The organism is Secundilactobacillus muriivasis (genome assembly GCF_054785195.1).
Genome location: NZ_BAABMI010000015.1, coordinates 86,480 through 105,722, shown reverse-complemented (window position 1 = coordinate 105,722; position 19,243 = coordinate 86,480). Strand labels below are relative to the sequence as shown.

At 50.0% G+C, this 19,243-nt stretch carries 11 protein-coding genes; 8 read left to right on the top strand and 3 right to left on the bottom strand.

From position 1 onward, the window contains the following. Window positions 1–875 precede the first annotated feature (875 nt). Genes sufC through sufB form a run of 5 tightly spaced genes read left to right on the top strand, consistent with a single transcriptional unit; the run spans window position 876 to window position 6,075 of the window. Window positions 876–1,673, top strand: a complete 798-nt coding sequence (gene sufC, locus ACYVR3_RS04410; RefSeq protein WP_057152133.1) for a Fe-S cluster assembly ATPase SufC — start codon at window positions 876–878, stop codon at window positions 1,671–1,673. A gap of 11 nt (window positions 1,674–1,684) precedes the next feature. Then, window positions 1,685–2,989 (top strand): Fe-S cluster assembly protein SufD, encoded by a 1,305-nt coding sequence (gene sufD / locus ACYVR3_RS04405; RefSeq protein ID WP_461243277.1) that lies wholly within the window; start codon window positions 1,685–1,687, stop codon window positions 2,987–2,989. After that, on the top strand, window positions 2,970–4,217 hold the full coding sequence (locus tag ACYVR3_RS04400; RefSeq protein ID WP_461243276.1) for an aminotransferase class V-fold PLP-dependent enzyme: 1,248 nt from the start codon (window positions 2,970–2,972) through the stop codon (window positions 4,215–4,217). Before sufD ends, ACYVR3_RS04400 begins: the two co-directional genes overlap by 20 nt. Next, window positions 4,195–4,665: a Fe-S cluster assembly sulfur transfer protein SufU gene (sufU, locus tag ACYVR3_RS04395; RefSeq protein WP_054736018.1), complete on the top strand. Its 471-nt coding sequence runs from the start codon at window positions 4,195–4,197 to the stop codon at window positions 4,663–4,665. The genes ACYVR3_RS04400 and sufU overlap by 23 nt, the downstream gene beginning before the upstream one ends. Window positions 4,666–4,668: 3 nt before the next feature. Next, a complete protein-coding gene (sufB, locus tag ACYVR3_RS04390) occupies window positions 4,669–6,075 on the top strand; it encodes a Fe-S cluster assembly protein SufB (protein WP_057152131.1) in 1,407 nt (468 codons plus the stop codon). 701 nt (window positions 6,076–6,776) lie between these two features. Here sufB and ACYVR3_RS04385 read toward each other — a convergent pair. Beyond that, window positions 6,777–7,331, bottom strand: coding sequence for a DUF3267 domain-containing protein (locus tag ACYVR3_RS04385; protein WP_461243275.1), 555 nt, complete (start codon window positions 7,329–7,331; stop codon window positions 6,777–6,779). 202 nt (window positions 7,332–7,533) lie between these two features. Here ACYVR3_RS04385 and ACYVR3_RS04380 point away from each other — a divergent pair, with 202 nt between their 5' ends. The 3 genes from ACYVR3_RS04380 to ACYVR3_RS04370 all read left to right on the top strand — a co-directional run bounded on the left by ACYVR3_RS04380 (window position 7,534) and on the right by ACYVR3_RS04370 (window position 13,579). Further along, window positions 7,534–7,863 carry a metal-sulfur cluster assembly factor gene (locus tag ACYVR3_RS04380; protein ID WP_461243274.1) on the top strand — a complete coding sequence of 110 codons (330 nt, stop codon included), beginning with the start codon at window positions 7,534–7,536 and terminating at the stop codon, window positions 7,861–7,863. Window positions 7,864–7,888: 25 nt separating this feature from the next. Further along, a complete protein-coding gene (locus ACYVR3_RS04375; RefSeq protein ID WP_054736013.1) occupies window positions 7,889–8,797 on the top strand; it encodes a helix-turn-helix domain-containing protein in 909 nt (302 codons plus the stop codon). Between the two features lie 738 nt (window positions 8,798–9,535). Continuing rightward, window positions 9,536–13,579, top strand: a complete 4,044-nt coding sequence (locus tag ACYVR3_RS04370; RefSeq protein WP_461243273.1) for a mucin-binding protein — start codon at window positions 9,536–9,538, stop codon at window positions 13,577–13,579. Window positions 13,580–13,704: 125 nt separating this feature from the next. Here the strand turns inward: ACYVR3_RS04370 and ACYVR3_RS04365 are convergent, their stop codons facing one another. Further along, window positions 13,705–16,974 (bottom strand): mucin-binding protein, encoded by a 3,270-nt coding sequence (locus ACYVR3_RS04365; protein ID WP_461243272.1) that lies wholly within the window; start codon window positions 16,972–16,974, stop codon window positions 13,705–13,707. Between the two features lie 207 nt (window positions 16,975–17,181). Beyond that, window positions 17,182–19,101 carry a M13 family metallopeptidase gene (locus ACYVR3_RS04360; RefSeq protein WP_461243271.1) on the bottom strand — a complete coding sequence of 640 codons (1,920 nt, stop codon included), beginning with the start codon at window positions 19,099–19,101 and terminating at the stop codon, window positions 17,182–17,184. Window positions 19,102–19,243 lie beyond the last annotated feature (142 nt).

Genomic DNA, 19,243 nt, shown 5'->3' with positions numbered 1-19,243 from the left:
CTAGCTAAAAAATATAACTGTGGCGAAGTAATTAATCAATTGATAACTCAACATCAGTATACAATATTTGAGAATTGAAATGCACCTAAAACGCCTTAATCTAGGCGATTGATTGCTGATAATCGTAAAAATAAACGCGATTGGAATTCAAAATTTCACTCAAAATGAAGTCGCTTACATTTTATTGGAATGTTATAAATGAGGTTGTTAATTTTGACACAAGTTAGAATTATTCAAGACTGCAACGATGGTGAATGGACGATTATTCGTCATCGGATAAGTTGGCGATGGATGCTGATTGAAATTTAGTTATATTAGTTATTCTGATATTAGAATGAGCAATGAATATTATTGGCTGGTTGGATGAGTGCATTTAAGATGGTGAGTGAACGGCCGATGGCCACCGAATCAATTTAGGGTGGTGGTCAATAGTTAAAGTACGGATTATATTGGCTGCTCAATCTGAGGAACAATCACTCACCAGTGACCACTGATTTAAATCGTTAAGTCGAAGCCAATCACCACTCACCGCCAACTGTACGACCATCAAACATTCAACCTGAATAGTCCAAATATTCCAGCATGTCCGCCAAACATTCCAAAATAACATCGACCCCGACCAAAGCGCGCCAGTCGTTGGTTTCAAAATGCCAAAAAACCGCTTTCAACAATATTGGAGAAATACCTAATTTAAATATTCCAAAAAGAATGTATAATGAAGACATCGCATGTACATAATTAGAAAACGACAGTTCCGTTTACCCATTTGGTTATTAGGTGACTGGCGGTATAACAGGAATTAGCATCAAACGCTCTAATGCAATGTGAATGTAATTTTAATTTTCGATAGTAATGACTAGGAGGATGATGATCGCATGGCAACATTGGAAGTCAAAGATCTGCACGTTGAAGTTGAGGATAAGGAACGCGAGACCTCACGAGAAATTTTAAAGGGCGTCAATTTAAAAATGAAGACCGGCGAAATTCACGCTATTATGGGTCCAAACGGGACCGGGAAGTCAACGCTGTCACAGACCATCATGGGCCACTCCGCCTACCACGTGACGCAGGGCGATATTTTGCTGAACGGTGAAAGTATCTTGGACATGCCAGTTGACGAACGGGCACGTAAAGGCCTGTTCTTAGCGATGCAGTACCCCGCTGAAATTCAAGGGGTCACCAACGCCGAATTCTTACGGGCTGCCATCAATGCCCGGCGTCCTGAAGATGACCAGATCTCGGTCATGGCCTTCTTAAAGGAACTGGATAAGAACTTAGCCTTACTGGATATGAGCGAAGAAATGACGGAACGCTACTTAAACGAAGGCTTCTCCGGTGGTGAAAAGAAGCGTAACGAAATCTTACAGTTGTTGATGATCAAGCCATCCTTTGCGTTGCTTGATGAAATCGACTCTGGGCTTGATATCGATGCCCTTCAAGTGGTCTCTAAAGGGGTCAACTCGATGCGAGGGGACAACTTTGGTTCACTGATCATCACCCACTACCAACGGCTGTTGAACTACATTGTGCCTGACGTGGTTCACGTGATGATGGGTGGCCGGATCGTGAAGACCGGTGGCGCTGACTTAGCCAAGGAACTTGAAGCTGAAGGTTACGCTGGCTTACGTGACGAATACGGGTTGGACGTTGACCTCGTGGACGACAACCGTTAGGAGGGGTAAACGTGAGAGAAGCAGTTAAGGATTATGAAACAGTTAAACAAGCTGTTGATGCGGCTGCCGCTGTGCATGGTGACCCCAGTTGGTTGATCGACCGCCGGCTCGCTGCTGTTGACGGCGTGGCCAAGTTGCCATTGCCTGAGATGCGGCGGTTGGACTTTCACCGCTGGCCATTAACGGCCAACACCGAGCTTAACTGGCACGACTCAGATGCCAAGTTAGCCGATGACGTGGCTGGTGACAACCAACGGATCCAAGTCGTTCAGGTTGGTCAAACCACGGTGTCGATTGCGTTACCTCAAGCATTAGCGGATCAGGGCGTGATCTTAACGGATATCTTCACAGCATTTAAGGACTATCCGGAATTGACTCAGAAGTATTTTATGACCAAAGTGATCCCTGTCAACGAAGATAAGTTGACCAGCTATCACGCGGCTTTCTTGAACGCCGGGGTCTTCCTCTACGTGCCAAAGGGCGTTGTGGTGGATAAACCGGTTGAAATTTACACCGTCCAAGACAGTACGGTTAAGGTGCCGTTAGTGGCCCACGTGCTGGTGGTGGCAGAAGCCAACAGTGACGTTCAGGTCATTCAACACTTGAGTACCAAGGGTGAAGAAGAAAACGTCGCCAGCTGTGTGGTTGAAATCGACGTGAAGCCAAACGCTAACGTGCACTTTAGCTCCCTCGATGAATTTGGCCCCAAGACGCAAACCTACCTGAACCGGCGGGCTTACTTGGAAGCCGATGCGAAGATGGAATGGGCGATCGGCATGATGAACGATGCCAACACGATCGCAGACTTCGCCACTGAACTGGTGGGTGACGGCTCGCAGGCTGATTCAAAGGTCATTGCGATCACCTCAGCCAAGCAACACGATGGCATCAACAACCGGGTCACGAACCGTGGCAAGCACTCCACTGCTAACATCTTGCAACGGGGTGTGTTGCTCGAAAAGTCAGAACTGATCTTTAACGGGATCGGTCACATCGTCCACGGCGCTTCTGGCGCTAACGCTGAACAGGAAAACCGGGTGCTGATGATGTCGGACTACGCCCACGGGGATGCTAACCCAATTCTATTAATTGATGAAAATGACGTCATTGCCGGCCACGCTGCTAGTGTCGGGCAAGTTGACGAAGATCAACTGTACTACTTAATGAGTCGTGGGATCGATAAAGCACTCGCGCAACGGTTGGTGATCCGGGGATTCCTGGGCGCCGTGTTGAGTGCCATTCCACTACCAGAAGTACAACAAGAAATGATTGCGATTCTTGAAAGGAAGCTTGAGGATGGTCAAAAGTTTGAATGATATTGAAAAGGATTTTCCGATTTTAAATCAACAAGTTAACGACGAACAACTGGTTTACTTAGATAACGCAGCCACTGCGCAACGGCCAACTCAAGTGACCACGGCGCTCACCGAGTTCTATCAAACCGATAACGCCAACGTCCACCGGGGCGTCCATACCCTAGCAGAACGGGCAACGGCCGATTACGAAGCCGCTCGTCGTAAGCTCCAAAAGTTCATCAACGCCAAGGAACCCGAAGAAGTGATCTTCACCAAGGGGACCACGGACGGCTTGAACTTAGTGGCCAGCACTTACGGCCAACAAAACGTGACAGCCGGTGACGAGATCGTCATCTCGATCACCGAACACCACAGCAACCTGATTCCATGGCAACAACTCGCCTTGGAGAAGGGCGCTACTTTAAAATACATTCATTTGACTGACGATGGCGAACTCGATTTAGACGAGGCCGCTAAGTTGATCACGGATAAAACGAAAATCGTTGCCGTGGCCCACGCCAGCAACGTCATGGGCACCATTAACCCTATCAAACAACTGGCGAAGTTAGCCCACGAACACGGCGCCATCTTCGTTGGCGACGGGGCGCAATCAGTTCCTCACATCGCTGTTGATGTACAGGATTTGGACGTTGATTTTTACGCCTTTTCCGGCCACAAGATGATGGGGCCAACTGGGATCGGTATTTTGTACGGCAAGCGGGCGTTACTCGAAGCCATGAAGCCTTACCAGTACGGTGGCGAAATGATCGGCTTTGTGCATCAGTTTGAAAGTACCTGGGCTGAACTGCCATACAAGTTTGAAGCCGGGACGCAAAACATCGCTGGCGCAGTTGGCTTAGGTGCCGCTGCCGATTACCTGACTGAAATCGGGATGGCCAACGTGACTGCGCACGAACAGGAAATCGTGAACTACCTGCTACCAAAGCTCGAAGCCATGGATGGCGTGACGGTCTACGGGCCACAAGATCCCGCTAAGCACACGGGCGTGGTTGCCTTTAACTTAGACGGTTTACACCCCCACGACGTTGCAACGGCCTTGGATATGGAAGGCGTTGCCGTTCGGGCCGGTCACCATTGTGCGCAACCACTAATGGAATATCTCGGCCTTACCGCAACCGCTCGGGCCAGCTTCTACCTCTACAATACCAAAGCGGATGCTGACCGGTTGTTGACGGCACTTCAAGAAACAAAGGAGTTCTTCAAACATGGGTCTATCGAAACTAAATAACTTGTATCGCGAAGTCATCTTGGACCATTCAGATCATCCCCACCACAAGCATTTGCTAAACGAAGGCGACGCAACTAACAAAATTACGTTGAAGAACCCGACCTGTGGTGACGTGATCAACCTGGAAGTCAAGTTGACCGACGATGATAAAATCGCCGACATCGGCTTTACCGGTGAAGGCTGCACCATTAGCCAGTCGTCCGCCAGCATGATGACGGATGCGGTGCTGGGCAAGAGTAAGGAAGAGGCTTTGCACATGGCAAAAACCTTCTCCGACATGGTGATGGGTAAGGAACATCCCCAAGCTGATCTGGATCAACTGGAAGATGCTGCCATCCTATCAAGTATCATGAGCTTCCCAGCCAGAATTAAGTGTGCCACCCTGTCATGGTGGGCACTACAACGGGCACTGTTGTCAGAGGACGCCCCAGCAGAAGAGGAGGAGTAGACGATGTCAGAAGTACCAGATAGTGTGATCAATGATAAAGACTACGAGTACGGCTTTCACGACGACATTCAGCCGAAGTATACGACCGGCCGTGGCCTGACTGAAGAAACCGTCCGTGAAATTTCAGCAGCTAAGGATGAACCCCAATGGATGCTGGACTACCGCTTAAAGGCTTACGAGGCGTACAAGAAGTTACCACTGCCAGATTACGGTCCCGATTTGTCGAAACTGGACCTCGCCAACATGCACTATTACCAGAAGATGACGGATAAAAAATACCGTGACTGGGATGACGTGCCTGAAGACCTGAAGAAGACCTTCGACCGCTTAGGCGTGCCAGAAGCTGAACGGAGTTACTTGGCTGGTTCATCTGCCCAGTACGAATCAGAAGTGGTGTACCACAACATGCGGGAAGACTTCGAAAAGTTAGGCATCATCTTCACGGATACCGATACTGCGTTGAAGGAATACCCAGAACTATTCAAAAAGTGGTTCGGTAAGTTAGTGAAGCCAACCGACAACAAGTTCGCGGCGTTGAACGCGGCCGTTTGGTCAGGTGGCTCATTCATCTACGTGCCAAAGGGTGTGCAGACGAAGACGCCGATCCAATCGTATTTCCGTCTCAACTCCGAAAACTCTGGTCAGTTCGAACGGACCTTGATCATCGTGGACGAAGGCGCGCGGGTGGACTACGTTGAAGGCTGTACCGCACCAAACTACTCGCAGGATAGTTTGCACGCGGCGGTGGTTGAAGTGAACGTGCAAAAGGACGCTTACTGCCGTTACACCACGATTCAAAACTGGTCAGACAACGTCTACAGTTTGGAAACTAAACGGGCAGCGGCGGAAGCCAACGCCACAATGGAATGGGTCGACGGCAACTTGGGGTCAAAAGTCACCATGAAGTACCCAAGCGTCTACCTGAACGGTGAAGGCGCCCACGGGACGATGTTGTCGATCGCCGTAGCAAGTAACGGCATCCGCCAAGATTCCGGTGCGCGGATGATTCACAACGCCCCACACACAACCAGCTCGATTGTTTCAAAATCAATCGCCAAAACGGGTGGCGCCACGGATTACCGGGGTACAGTGCGTTTCAACAAGAACGCCGACCACTCACTGGGCCACGTGGAATGTGACACGATCATCTTGGATGACCAATCATCCTCAAACACGATCCCCTACAACGAAATCTACAACTCAAAGGTCGCCATGGAGCACGAAGCGAAAGTTTCCAAGATCTCAGAAGCTCAGTTGTACTACTTAATGAGCCGTGGTATCTCGGAAGCCAAAGCCACCGAAATGATCATCATGGGCTTCGTGGAACCATTTACGAAGCAGTTGCCGATGGAGTATGCGGTTGAGTTGAATCGGTTGATTAGTTTTGAGATGGAGGGGTCGATAGGTTAGAGTGCGGAACGAAACGCTTTGAGAGCGTCGTGTAAGGGCAACCGGGTGAAAAGGCCCGGGTTTTGGTCCTTTTTATCCGGTTGCCCTTACACATAGCTCTCAGTTTCGTGGAGCACGTTTCGGCGCAGGAGCCAAAACGAGGTTGCGAAAGCAACTCCACAAAGCCGCTGACAAGCGTTAGTGCTGAATCTCAATAGGCGCCGAAAACCATGTAGCAGCAATGCACGTCGCCAATACTACTATGGTAAGGACAACGCTTTTGGGTTTGTGGTGGAAGTTGCTTATGTGCAACTCTCTGCTCCCTGGAGCACGTTTCGGCGCAGGTGCCAGAACGAGGTTGCGAAGGCAATCCCACAAAGCCGCTGACAAGCGTTAGTGCTGAATTTCAATAGGCGCCGAAACCATGTAGTAGCAACGCACGTCGCCAACACTACCATGGTAAGGACAACGCTTGGGGTTTGTGGTGGAAGTTGCTTATGTGCAACTCTCTGCTCCTTGGAGCACGTTTCGGCGCAGGAGCCAAAACGAGGTTGCGAAAGCAATCCCACAAAGTCGCTTACAAGCGCCAACACAGAATCCCAATAGGCGCCGAAAACTATGTAGCAGCAACGCACGTCGCCAACACCACTCAACAACCGATTAGCATCAATCCAAAAAAACACCAAAAAAACGGCCACCGCAATCTCCGGTGGCCGTTTCGCTTAACCCTGATAAATATCAATGCCCTGCTCAGTATCCGTCACCCACTCACCCTTAGGCGTCAACAACAACCGCCCAACCAGATAAGCATCACCCGTACACCCAGACCCATGCACAGCAGTCACCAGAACAAACACCCCGGTCGACAACCAACCAAGTCCCCAGCCAATCGCAAAGACGGCAGTCAGCAACACAAACGGTGCCACGCCAATGAGCACAAACTGCCATCGCTGATACCGGGTCTCAGGACTAGTAGCGTAGAGCATGCCGTGCTTGAAGCCAAATTTAACGGGACGCTGAGGTTGAAATAACTTATAGCATGCGCCGTGAATCAGTTCGTGGACCGGAAACGAGCCGATGATCAAGCCACCAGCTAGAATTGAACCGGTGATGAGTTGACGACCATTGGCGGCGTTGAAGCTAAACAATGTTGTGCCAGTCAGCATTGTTAGCACCGCTAGTAACGCCATAAAGACGATAACGCTGGCTGCATTTAACCAAAAAATTGTTCTGGGGTTATCCATGACTAAAACGCGCTTGATCAGTTTTGGTGGCATGAGTGGGCTCCTTTGATTTTGGGAAATATTCCAAATGTGTTCGATACTGCGAGTATATCAGAAACTGTCAATCGTAGATAGCGCCTAAAATGAAGCGGTGGTTAAATTCAAAAAAATTCAGCGGTTAACCATTGAGAAATGGCCGAGAAAACGTTATTATTTAAATTAAGAATAAATTAGAATTCCACAGGAGGAATAGCCAATGGCAGAGACAGGTACCGGCGCTTCAGCAATTGAAACGAAAGTAATGACGTCACTTGAAGACGTAATTGACCCAGAATTGGGCATCGATATGGTCAACCTGGGATTAATCTACGGCGTTGACGTTGATGACGATGGCAAATGTGTGATCACCATGACTTTAACGACGATGGGGTGCCCACTTGGTAACCTTCTGTCGGACCAGATCACCAGTGCAGTTGAGTCCGTTGAAGGGGTCACGTCATGTGATATCAACCTCGTATGGGAACCCGCCTGGGATATGACCAAGATGAGCCGCTTTGCGAAAGTGGCCCTTGGCATTCACGGTTAATTAATTATTGGAAGTGGATTAATACATGAACATTGAAAAATTTGTAACTCGCCGAAAAGAGCTACATATTTCACAAGTTAAAATCTGTCAGGGCATCTGTACCCAGTCGACGCTCAGCAAGTTTGAAAGCGGCGGCCACGTGCCATCGCTGTTGATTTTAACTAAGCTCTGCAGTCGAATCGGCTTAACCATTGATGATTTAAACGAAGACGATAGTGCCTCCGCCAACCAGCTTCAGGTTCAGTTAGACCAACTGGAACAGGAACTGATCATGGAAGACTACCAGAAGGTGCTAACGGGCCTCAAGGCAATTGATGTGAAGCAGCTAGACTCAATCCTATTGAAGATGCAGTTTTACTACTTGCGCGGCTTATTAGGGGCGCTGATCAATCAGAAACCAGAAGAGATTTTGTACGACTATTCTCAGATCCTAAATGATTTGGATGAACGGCACGAAACGATTTTCACCCAGTTGGTGTACGTCGGTTCTGGCGTCATGTACAGTCGGATGCAGCAAGCGGAACGTGCCTCGTTTTACTTCAAGAAGATCCATACGTTTATCAACAACGTGTTGAAGGACGAAGAACTGTACTTTAGCCGAGTGGGTGATAACTACTTGCGATTATTAACGATGATCTTCTACACGGCTAACTACTATGCAACGATCGGTAAATTAAAGCAGAGCAACCAGTTAATTGACCGAGGCGTGCAGATTTGTTCCAAGAAGCACGTGACGTACTTCATGCCACGGTTGAAACTGTTGGCAGCCAAGAACGCCATCAGCCAAAAGCACGACGCCGAAGAAATTGAACGGCTGTTAAGTGAAGTGCTGGCCTTCGCAAGAATCAACGAAAACCAAGTGATCGAAGTGAAGACGGCGGCGTTGCGGCATCGGTATGAGGAAGATTTGCCGTTGACGGATATTATGCCGTAGAGAGCGCAAAAAAGAGCGGTTAAAGAGTGGCGTATAAGGCGGCCCCGACTAAAACTACCCGGGTTTTGGGTAGTTTTAGTCGGGGCCGCCTTATACATAACTCTTTGCTCTTTTTTGCGCGTTTCGGCGTGGCAGCCAGAAAGAGAGAAAGCTGGCAGGCTTCGGTTAACTCAAGGAACCCCAAGAAGAGATAGTCTAAACCAAGCCGAAACAAACGTAATAGTAAAGCGCGTCGCCAGCAACACTCAGTAAAATACCGGTTTGTGGTAGCTTTATGCCGGCCGCCCTTATGCATAACTCTTTGCTCTTTTTTGCGCATTTCGGCGTGGCAGCCAGAAAGAGAGAAAGCTGACAGGCTCCGGTTAACTAAAGGAACCCCAAGAAGAGATAGTCTAAACTAAGCCGAAACAAACGTAATAGCAAAGCGCGTCGCCAGCAACACACAGTAAAATACCGGTTTGTGGTAGCTTTATGCTGGCCGCCCTTATACATAACGCTTCGCTCTTTTTTACACGTTTCTTTCCCTTATCATAAGCCACCCATAGCAAATGGTATAGCCAGCTACCGACTCTCATAAACCCGACAACAACCCCGCATATGTCCCAAAATAACACACGATTGCCAACCACCCCCAACAATGGTATATTAATGGCGAAGACGACATTTGTCGTTACTTATAATTAGATAAACGTGGTAAATGGGGGACACAAGTGCAACACCTTGGAGGGGGAAACACAAATGACAATGGCACGAAAGCACCAGCGTTTGTTACAGGATACGGCAACGACCAAGCAGCATTTCAAGCGATATAAGGATGGTAAAATTTGGGTTGTTATGGGGATAACAACCGTCACGTTAGGTTTAGCTGGCTTAGGTGTTACCGCTCAAGCAGCAACGGGGGATAATGCGACGCCGCAGACAACGGTTATTTCGAAGACTGGTAATGCTGAAAGCGACACGCCCTTAACTAATAGTAATAGTCAAACGACTTCAATTAACGCACCTGCGGCAACGACTAGCGAACAAACGCCGGTGGTCAACGCCACCCAAACAGTGCAGTCAACAACTCAGGCGCCTGAATCGGTACCGGTAAACGAAGCAACGCCAACTACGCAATCCGATTCAGCAACCACCGAGACGGCTGATCCAGCAACTACGATAACCACCGACTCGACCTCAGGCCAAATCACAAACGTTGGCGATGTTGATGACGCTACCTATAACGACATTAAGACCGCAGCGGCCAAAGCGTACCAAACTACCGGAACGCCGCAAGTCATCACCCGCGACGCCGCAGCTACTGCCGTCACACCGCAAACGGGGACTTACGGGACGGCCACTTGGGATTTAGCCGAAGATGGGGCTTTGACGATTCACGCGGGGACCATGACGGATAAAGCGCCTTGGCTACCTTACGCCGATCAGATTACATCAATTACCACCGAAGCAGGGGTAGTGGCGGACAACTCGACCAACAATGATAACTACAACATTCACTTATTTGGCGATTTACCAAACGTCACGACCATCGACTTAACCGGGATGGATACCAGTCAGATGACGAGCATGAGTCACATGTTTGCGAGTGATCCGAAATTAACGTCGATCACGGTGGACCCAACGTTATTTAACACCAGCAAGGTCACCGATATGAGCCGGATGTTTTGGGGCGACGGGGCGCTGGTAAATATTGACCTGACGCCGTTTGACACCAGTTCGGTCACCAACTTTTACGGTATGTTTGAAAGTCTCGGTGCAATAAAATTCCTAGACGTGAGCGGCTTTGATACGAGTCAGGCCACGGTTATGCAGCAGATGTTCTACGGCACGTCGTCACTCGAAAATTTAGACGTCTCGAACTTTGATACCAGCAAAGTCACCAATATGAATTCGATGTTTGAAGATGCCGGTAACCGCGATGCCAAACTCGTCCTAAACGTCAGCGATTTTGACGTCGCCCAAGTGACCGATTTTGGCTCGATGTTTTTTGGCGCAGGCATCCAAATTTTAAACGTTAAATACTGGCAGATGTCACCCGACGCCAACACCTCGAGTTGGCTGGGACAAATGGACAACCTCTGGCAACTCACCGTTGGCCCTCACGTCAAACTGACGGATGCGAAACTCCCGGATGTCCCAGAAGCGGGGACCCCGATTCCACCACACACAAGTGACCAGTTGGGTAATCCGAACCTCGTTAGCGGCATTGAACAAGATGGTAATTTCGTCACCGGTTGGGAAATGATTTCTTCTGGCACGATCACCGATCCGGAAGGCCCAGTTTGGTCGACAACGCAGCTGATGGATTTGTATAAAGGTAACGGCATCGGCGCGCCAATGACCTACGTGTGGTCACAGCCGGTGCTCAACTTCTACCAGCCAATCGATGTGGCGACTGGTCAAATGGTACCGGACAGCGAAAAGGTCATTTTGGACACTTATGGCGCATTAGTGGACGTTAATTTGGATGATTTGGCAGTTAACGGGGTGATTCCAGACGGCTACCACGCCGCCACTGGCACGGAACTGGGCAGTTATAAACAGCCAAGGGAAGGGGTTGGCATCTCGACGAATGGGAATCGGTTTAAGATTTACGTGGCTGCGGATGCCGTACCGATCATTACGGGTGAAATGACCGTTTCTCGGACGATTGCATTTACTAGTGATAATCCAAATGCTGACTTGCCGGCAACAGTCGTGCAGCAGGTCGTTTACCAGACCGCTACGGATCCAACCACGAACCAGACCGGCTATACACCAACCGGTATTTTTGCCGAATACGATGTGCCTACTTTGACAGGTTACACGGCGGACACGCAGACGGTGGCGGCGTCCGTGCCAGCGGGAACCTTCACTGCGCCGCAGGATTCAGTGGTTACGGTCAATTACACCGCGCATCCGATGGTGTACGGCACTGATACGGCGATGCGCCGAATCACCTTTGGCAGCGAGGATCCTAAAGCTAAGGTACCGGGCAACGTCATTCAAACGGTGACCTACAAGACGGCAACGGATACGGTGACGGGCAAAACGGTGTATACGCCGATGGGGGTCCTGCCAGAATACGAGGTGCCAGAATTATCAGGCTATACCCCTAGTGTGACAACGGTTGAGCAGATTACGCTTGTCCCATCGTTCAATTCACCAGAGCTTTGGATTGATGCGGTTTCCTATTCCCCTAATCCAGTCACGTATGGCACTGCAACGAGTACCCGGACGATTACGTTTACGAGTGACAATCCAAATGCTGATTTGCCAAACGATGTGACGCAAACAATCACTTACCGCACAACAACGGATAAGCTGACGGGGAAGACGGTGTACACGCCGGCTGGGGCGTACGCAGGGTATGAAGTGCCGGAATTGACAGGTTACGTGGCGGATCAAACAAGCGTTGCCCAACTAGCACCGGGCGCCACGACTACTGAACCAATGAATGACGTTGTTACGGTGAATTACACCGCTGATCCGGTGACGTATGGTACCGCGACTGCGACCCGAACGATTACGTTTACGAGTGACAATCCGAATGCTGAGTTACCGACAACGGTAGTACAGACGGTGCCATACCGCACGACTACCGATACGGTGACGGGCGAGACGGTGTACACGCCAACCGGAGCGTATGCCGGCTACGAAGTGCCAGAATTGGCCGGCTACGTAGCTGATCAAACGAGTGTTGCGCAAGTTGCACCGGGTGCCGCGACTACAGCTCCGGTCGATAGTACGGTAACGGTGAACTACACCGCCAATCCAGTGACGCATGGCACCGCAACTGCGACCCGGACAATTACGTTTACGAGTGACAATCCAAATGCAGACTTGCCAACGGACGTTACCCAAACGGTCACGTACCGCACGGCAACCGATACGGTAACGGGTGAGACGGTATACACGCCAACCGGAGTGTACGCTGGCTATGCGGTTCCCAAATTGACGGGGTACACCGCTGACCAAACCGCTGTGGCACAAGCAACGCCGGGGGCTACTGCCATAGCGCCAGTTGATACCAAAGTAACGGTCAACTACACGGCCTCGCCATTAGACCATGGCACCACGACAGTGACCCGGACGATCACGTTTGTGGATCAAGGAACTGGCAAAACGTTAGCGCCACCAATCGTTCAGACGGTACCGTATAAAACGGTGACTGATCCGGCGACTGGTGAAACGGCTTATACGCCGGTCGGCTTGTACGCGACCTACGATGTACCAACGATTAACGGTTACGAAACGTCACAAACCGTAGTGCCACAAGTTGTGCCGGGGACGACGATGACAACGCCCGCTGATTCGGTGGTTGAAGTCGATTACAAGCAGGTTGTAACTGAAACAACACCAACGGAGACGAATGAAGCTACCGTTCCACCAACTACTGAGGTGACAACGCTGACTGATACGCCAACAACGGCGAGTCCAGTAACTGAAAATGCAACCGGAGTTCCTGAAACGACACCGAGTGAGACGGCCGTTCCAACGACTGACCAGGAGACAATGACCACGAGTGATAACAGTACTGCACCGGCGGCAACTCAGCCGGCAACGTTAGCGGATGAACCAGCAAATAGTCAGTCGGTTGCGGATGAGACGGTGACAACGCCATCAACTGCGGCTAAGGCAACTGTGGCTGGTAACGAGGCTGTTCCAACGGCTGTGCAAGCGCAGTTGCCACAAACGGGTGATCAGCAGTCAGCTAAAGGATGGGTTGTGGTTGGTTTGACCGCGTTATTAGCCGAATTAGGCATGGCGCTTGGCTTTGGCAAGAAGAACCGGCAGCATTAAGGTTGTTGATTAAACGCATTTTTCGAGTGATACACGTTGATTAGCGTACTAAAAAACAGGATTGAAATTCTTAGATGGTTAAGAATTTCAATCCTGTTTTTAGTGACTGGGGAAGAAACTAAAGCTTAACGTTCCCGCCGTTTCTTAACTTCGATGCCTAAGAAACCGGCAACTGAAAGGAGTAACCAGCCCGCGAGTGAGGCCTGAGCGTACCGCGCTTCTCTAGTTTGTGGGAGGGTGGCCGCTTTAGTTTGAGCGGTCGTTTGACTCGCCGTTGAAGCAGTCCGCAGATTAGGGCGCTGACTAGTAGCGGCTAAATTGACAGTTTGCTGCGTGTTCGCTGATTGTGAGTCAGCATTCGTTTGGTTGGACTGAGTCGTTGTGCTGTTTGTCTCAGTTGACGGGGCCGGTGTGCGTGAGTCAATCCCCGTCCCTGGTTCGGCGGTTCCCGGCGTTATTGCTGTTTCTGGCGACGTTGGTTGAACCGGCGTGGTTGGCACAGTTGGCGTGTTCGGTTCCGTTGGTGTCGTCGGTGTTGTCGGCGTATCGGGACCAGTCGGGTTAATCGGCCCAGTTGGCTCGGTTGGCGTTACCGGGTTATCGGGATTAGTCGGGTTAGTCGGGTTAGTCGGCCCCGTTGGCGTGGTTGCCTTCTTCTGGTAGTAGACGTTGACCACGGTATTTTCCGAATCGGGTGTTACGGTCAACGCAGCAACGATTGCCTGATCAGGGGCTTGGTAACCAGCCGCGCTTAGGTCTGGTGAGGTCACTTCGGTTAAGCTTTGGTTGGCCAAATTCCAGTCAGAAGTTGTCGCAACGTGCGTAGTATCATCCGTCGTTACCGTCCGCGTAAACGTAGCGGTTTGAGGAACGGCTGGCGCAACCACCGCATTGGTGTCCTTATCCAGATAGTTGATCGTTCGAGTGATCGTCTTGGATTCGGTTGTCGTTGAGGTACTGTTGTGATCGTATAGCGCGTTGATCACGGTATTTTCAGTAGCACCGGTGACGATTGAACCAGCGATGACGGCTTTATCAACGGTATCGTAGCCGTAATCGGTAGGAGCTGGTGAGGTGACCGCATCATAGGCCGTTTTGGCCGTGGCGGGCAGCCAAGCTTCCGCCAGCACCTTGGTGTCAGCGATTCGGTCTGCGTTGGTGTCGTAGCCAATTAAATCGCCCGTTGCGGCGTCTAATAATTCGGTGGCCGTTAAGTCAACGGACTGAGTATTTGCGGGTGCGACGACAATGCTGTGGTCTTTGGCATCCAAGTAGTTGATGGTCTGAGTCACGGTTTTGTTAAGGGTGTTCGTGGTTCGGGCAGTTTGATAAAGGACGTAGTAGTCCGTGATAACGCCCTCTGTTTGTGGCAGTGAAACCGTCAGTGAATCAGCCGCGATCGTGTTACCGGTAACCTTGTCTGGCAGGGTGTAGCCGGCTGGCACGCTCTGTAGCATTTCGTATCCCGGAATATCTGGGGTCGGCGCCGTTTCGGTGTTCGCACCAGTCGGTTTGTAGATGGTGCCTCTTTGCGCTGGACTTAGGTATTGGCCGGTGTCAATGTCAAGGTAGTGATAAACTGCTACGGCATTGGTGGAGAGTTGGATGCCGTTTGGAACGGAGGTTTGTTGATAAGTTTTGTCCAGACCGTTTTCATCTTTTAGCACCTTACCAGTTGTTAAGTCCAGTGCTGAGACGGTGGTAGTGTTCGGGACAAACTCGTTTTCAAAGTCGAAACTAGTAATGATTTGAAATACCGGTGGGATATCGTTCATTGCGCCACCGTAATAGGTCTTAGTGGCTTGATCAGCGGCGTCAACACTCGTATCGAATTGAGCCTCCACACTTTGACTTGTAGAAAGTCCAGTGGTCGCAATGGACACGTCCTTGGCGCTGAAATTGTAGTAAACCAAGTAACTGCCATCGGCTTGCAGAGAGTAGGCCATGCCGTCAAAGTTGAGCGCTTCAAGATCCTGTAATGAAGTGCCATCAGGTGCTTCATGGGTGGCGTCACTAATTGTCGTGATGTAGAAGGGGTGAATGTTGTATTCATCGCCGTTATCAACACGGACCAGCTGGTTGGATTCAGAGTTGGCGACAAAGCCCCAGGTTTCAAACTCGCCACCAGTTAATTTATAGAGTTTATCGGCAGAAATTTTGTAGGCAAACTGGTAGGCGTCTTTTTGAATTGTGTCACCTGTTTTCCCATTCGATGCTTGAAGTTGCGCCAAAACTTCAGCGTTTGGAATAACTTGTTGGTAGACCATATGATCCACTTTCACGTTATCGGCACTAGGCGACTCAGATAAAAAGTCGTTTTGCCATTTCGTTAACGGGATGGTGTTAACGGCCTGAAAATTGAATTTGTAGCTATTGATAACTTCGTTTTGTGGATTAGTCACAGTTAAGGTGTTAGAAAACGGCATTTGTTTAATAATCGCGGGATCAGTATTCCAGTTGATGGTCATGATCCAAGGCCCGTTGAAGGCTAGGAAACCATCGCCAATTAAGGCGTGCTGCGTTGGGTCGTATTTATCACTCACCGTAAAGACCAGCTTATTGCCTGATAGCACGATGCTGCCAATTTCGTTCCCGTTTTTATTCCCGTCAAATACTGAGGCACCAACGTCCGCGCCATCCTTTTTTAGCGGCACGATTAATGCTGGATCGCTGGGGTCTGGTAGAACCGTCAGCGTCGCAATGTCATAACGCTTACCAGCAGTAAGATCATCAGCCGAGATGTTGAAGGCGCCATCGATACCCAGCCGGTAATAGCGGTTACCCTGAACGTCAACTTCGCCGGGTTCAACGGTGTTACTTTGGCCGACTAAAACATCTAAATGCAAGTTGGTCACGGCATCGGTTGCTTGCTGACTGACGGCGTCTACCCGAACGACTTTCTTAGTCGCAGTTGGGGTAGGCGTGACACTGGTTGAGTCAAGTTTATCGCTGTCGGCTTGAGGGGCCTCATCTTTGGCGATGGTGTCGGTAGTTGGTGTGACAGTTTTGGCTGATTCGGCTGTTTCAGTAATCTCAGTGGTCGTTTTCGGTGTTGCAGTATCCGCTGGCGTTTCAGGATTACCATTTGTCGGTGCTGGCGTTTCAGTCGGTGTTTCGCTTTGAACCGGTGTTTCAGACGATGAAGCATCGGTTGGTGTCACTTCAGCTTCAGTAGTTGCCGTCGTTCGCAACGTCGCCTGACTATCAGGCGTACTTGAGCTATCCGTTGCTGCCTCCGTTGCGGCAGCCGCCGATGTTTCATCCGTTGCCGCGTGCGCCGTAGTTGCTACGCCCCCAATTAGCAACGCGCTGGACAAACTCATGAAAACCCAAAATTTGCCAGCCTTAAACATTTTATAGTGTAGTTTCGTTTCCCTAGCTGTAAGCTTTGACATAGTGTTGACCTCCCCCAGATCAAATCATGTGATGTCGATTAATTGGTTAGTTTTTAAAGCTAAACTTATCATAGCATAGAACGCTGAAAACGATTTCTGAGTATCCGGTGATGTATTGAAATAAAAGTATACGGGTGCACAAAAACAGCGCTACGAGTCCGTAATTGGAGACGTAGCGCTGTTTATTTTGCAGTTTAATTCTAACGCTTACCAGATATTAACCCGGTCTTCCGGCTTCCGGTACATCTTGTCGCCTGGTTGAACATCGAAGGTCGTAAAGAAGTCTTCGAGGTTTTGCACCTGAATGTTGGCCCGGAGCTTGGCTGGCGCGTGAACGTCGATCGCCAACAGGAGCTCTTCGCGTTCCTTAGTGGCCTTTGACCGCCAGATAGCCGCCCAGTTAAGGAAGAAGGCTTGTAAGTCAGTGTCCGGTTCGCCCTTAGCGGCTTCCAAGGCGCAACTCAAGCCACCACCATCGGCAATGTTTTCGGAAACGGTCAGTTTGCCGTTCACGGTTTTACCGGCGAATGGCAGGCCGTCAAATTCCTTGATCATGGTCTCAGCCAGTTCGTGGAAGTGTTGGTTATCCGCTTCGGTCCACCAGTTGTTTAAGTTCCCGTATTCGTCAAACAGGGAGCCGTTATTATCAAAAGCGTGTGAGATTTCATGGGCAATCACGGCGCCGATGCCACCAAAGTTTTCACTGGATGATTGCTTCAAGCTGTAGAACGGTGCTTGGAGAATCGCAGCTGGAAAGACAATGATGTTGTGGAAGGGGTGGAAGTAGGCGTTGACGGTGTGCGCACTCATTTCCCAACGGGTACGGTCAACGGTTTGATTCCATTTAGAAAATTCATCGGTGTTACGGATGCGCGTGAAGGCCATGACGTTACTCAATACGGAACCACCATCAGTAGCCGTAGTGACGGTGAACTTGCTGTATAGGGGATCGATTTGGTCGGGGTAGCCGACTTGGATGCCGAGCTTATCCAACTTAACGATGGCTTTATCACGGGTGGCCTTGCCGAGCCAAGTGTTGGCAGCTAAGCGCTTCTTGTAGACGTTGACCATCTTGACGACCATATCGTGGACGTCTTGTTTGGCAGCTTCACCGAAGTATTTGCGGCCATAGTAATCACCGACAACTTGGTCGAAGACGCCAGTTGCGAGGTCGTACGCGGCTTTTTCTTGACTGCGAGCTTCCTTCCGACCAGAAAGGGCGCGACCGTACTGGGTTGCCGTTTGGCGAAATTCTTCACTGAGGTAGCTGGATAAACCATTCACTGTTTTGACCAGTAACCAGCTCTTCATCGCGTCGAAGTTCTCGTCAGTCAACAGGTCGTTGAGCACGTCAAAGTAGGCAGGCTCTGGCGTGATGATGACTTTCGGAGTGTCCCCAATCAACGTGGTAATGGCCGTCTTCAAATCCAGCTTCGAGGTGCTACCCGCAATCTCGTCAAGGGAACGGGGGTTGTACATCTTGCTGTAGTCGGCGCCTTCTTCAGCGGACTTCACGTGTGGCGCAACCAAACGGTCAAATGCTGTAGCGCCATCGATGATCCGTTGCGCAGCAGCGTCATCGTAACCCGCTAATTTCAAGAGGGCACTCACCATGTTGGTGAAGATCGGCATCAACTGTTTGGCTGCCTGATTACCTTCTTCATAGTAGGTCTTATCAGGTAAGAAGAGCCGGGGACCGCTCGCGAACAGCGCGTACTGGGTCGAGTTCTTCATATCGGAATCGATTTCAAGATTAAAGGGCGTTGGGAGGCCGGTCAAAATCCAGTCGGCCAATTGGTCACTCAAATCTTGGTAGTTGGTCAAGGCTTCGATGCGGTCAAGGTAGGGCTTCAGTGGCGCAGCGCCATCAGCTTCGCGTTTCGCAAAGTCGCTGGTTAATGCGTAAAACTGCTTGAACGCCGCCATTTCAGCGTTTTGGGGTTCTAATTTGCCTGCGAGTAAGTCGCTAAAGTCGCTCATTAAGGTTTTTTCAATATTATCGGCCAAGTCGGTAAAGCCGCCGGTCGTGGAGTGGTCGCCAGGAATGACGGCAGTTTTTAGCCATTCGCCGTTGACGGCCTCGTATAGGTCTTGTTTGATCAAGTTCGAATCAAGTTTAGTTGACATTCAGTTCCCTCCAAATGATGCAATATGCTTATATTATACTGCTATGTGGCTCATTTTGGTGAACGACTGCTTGCGAAAATCAGGGAATCTGACTGCCAATCAAGTAATTAGGCGTTGTGTTAACTGGCATAATCGTTAAAAT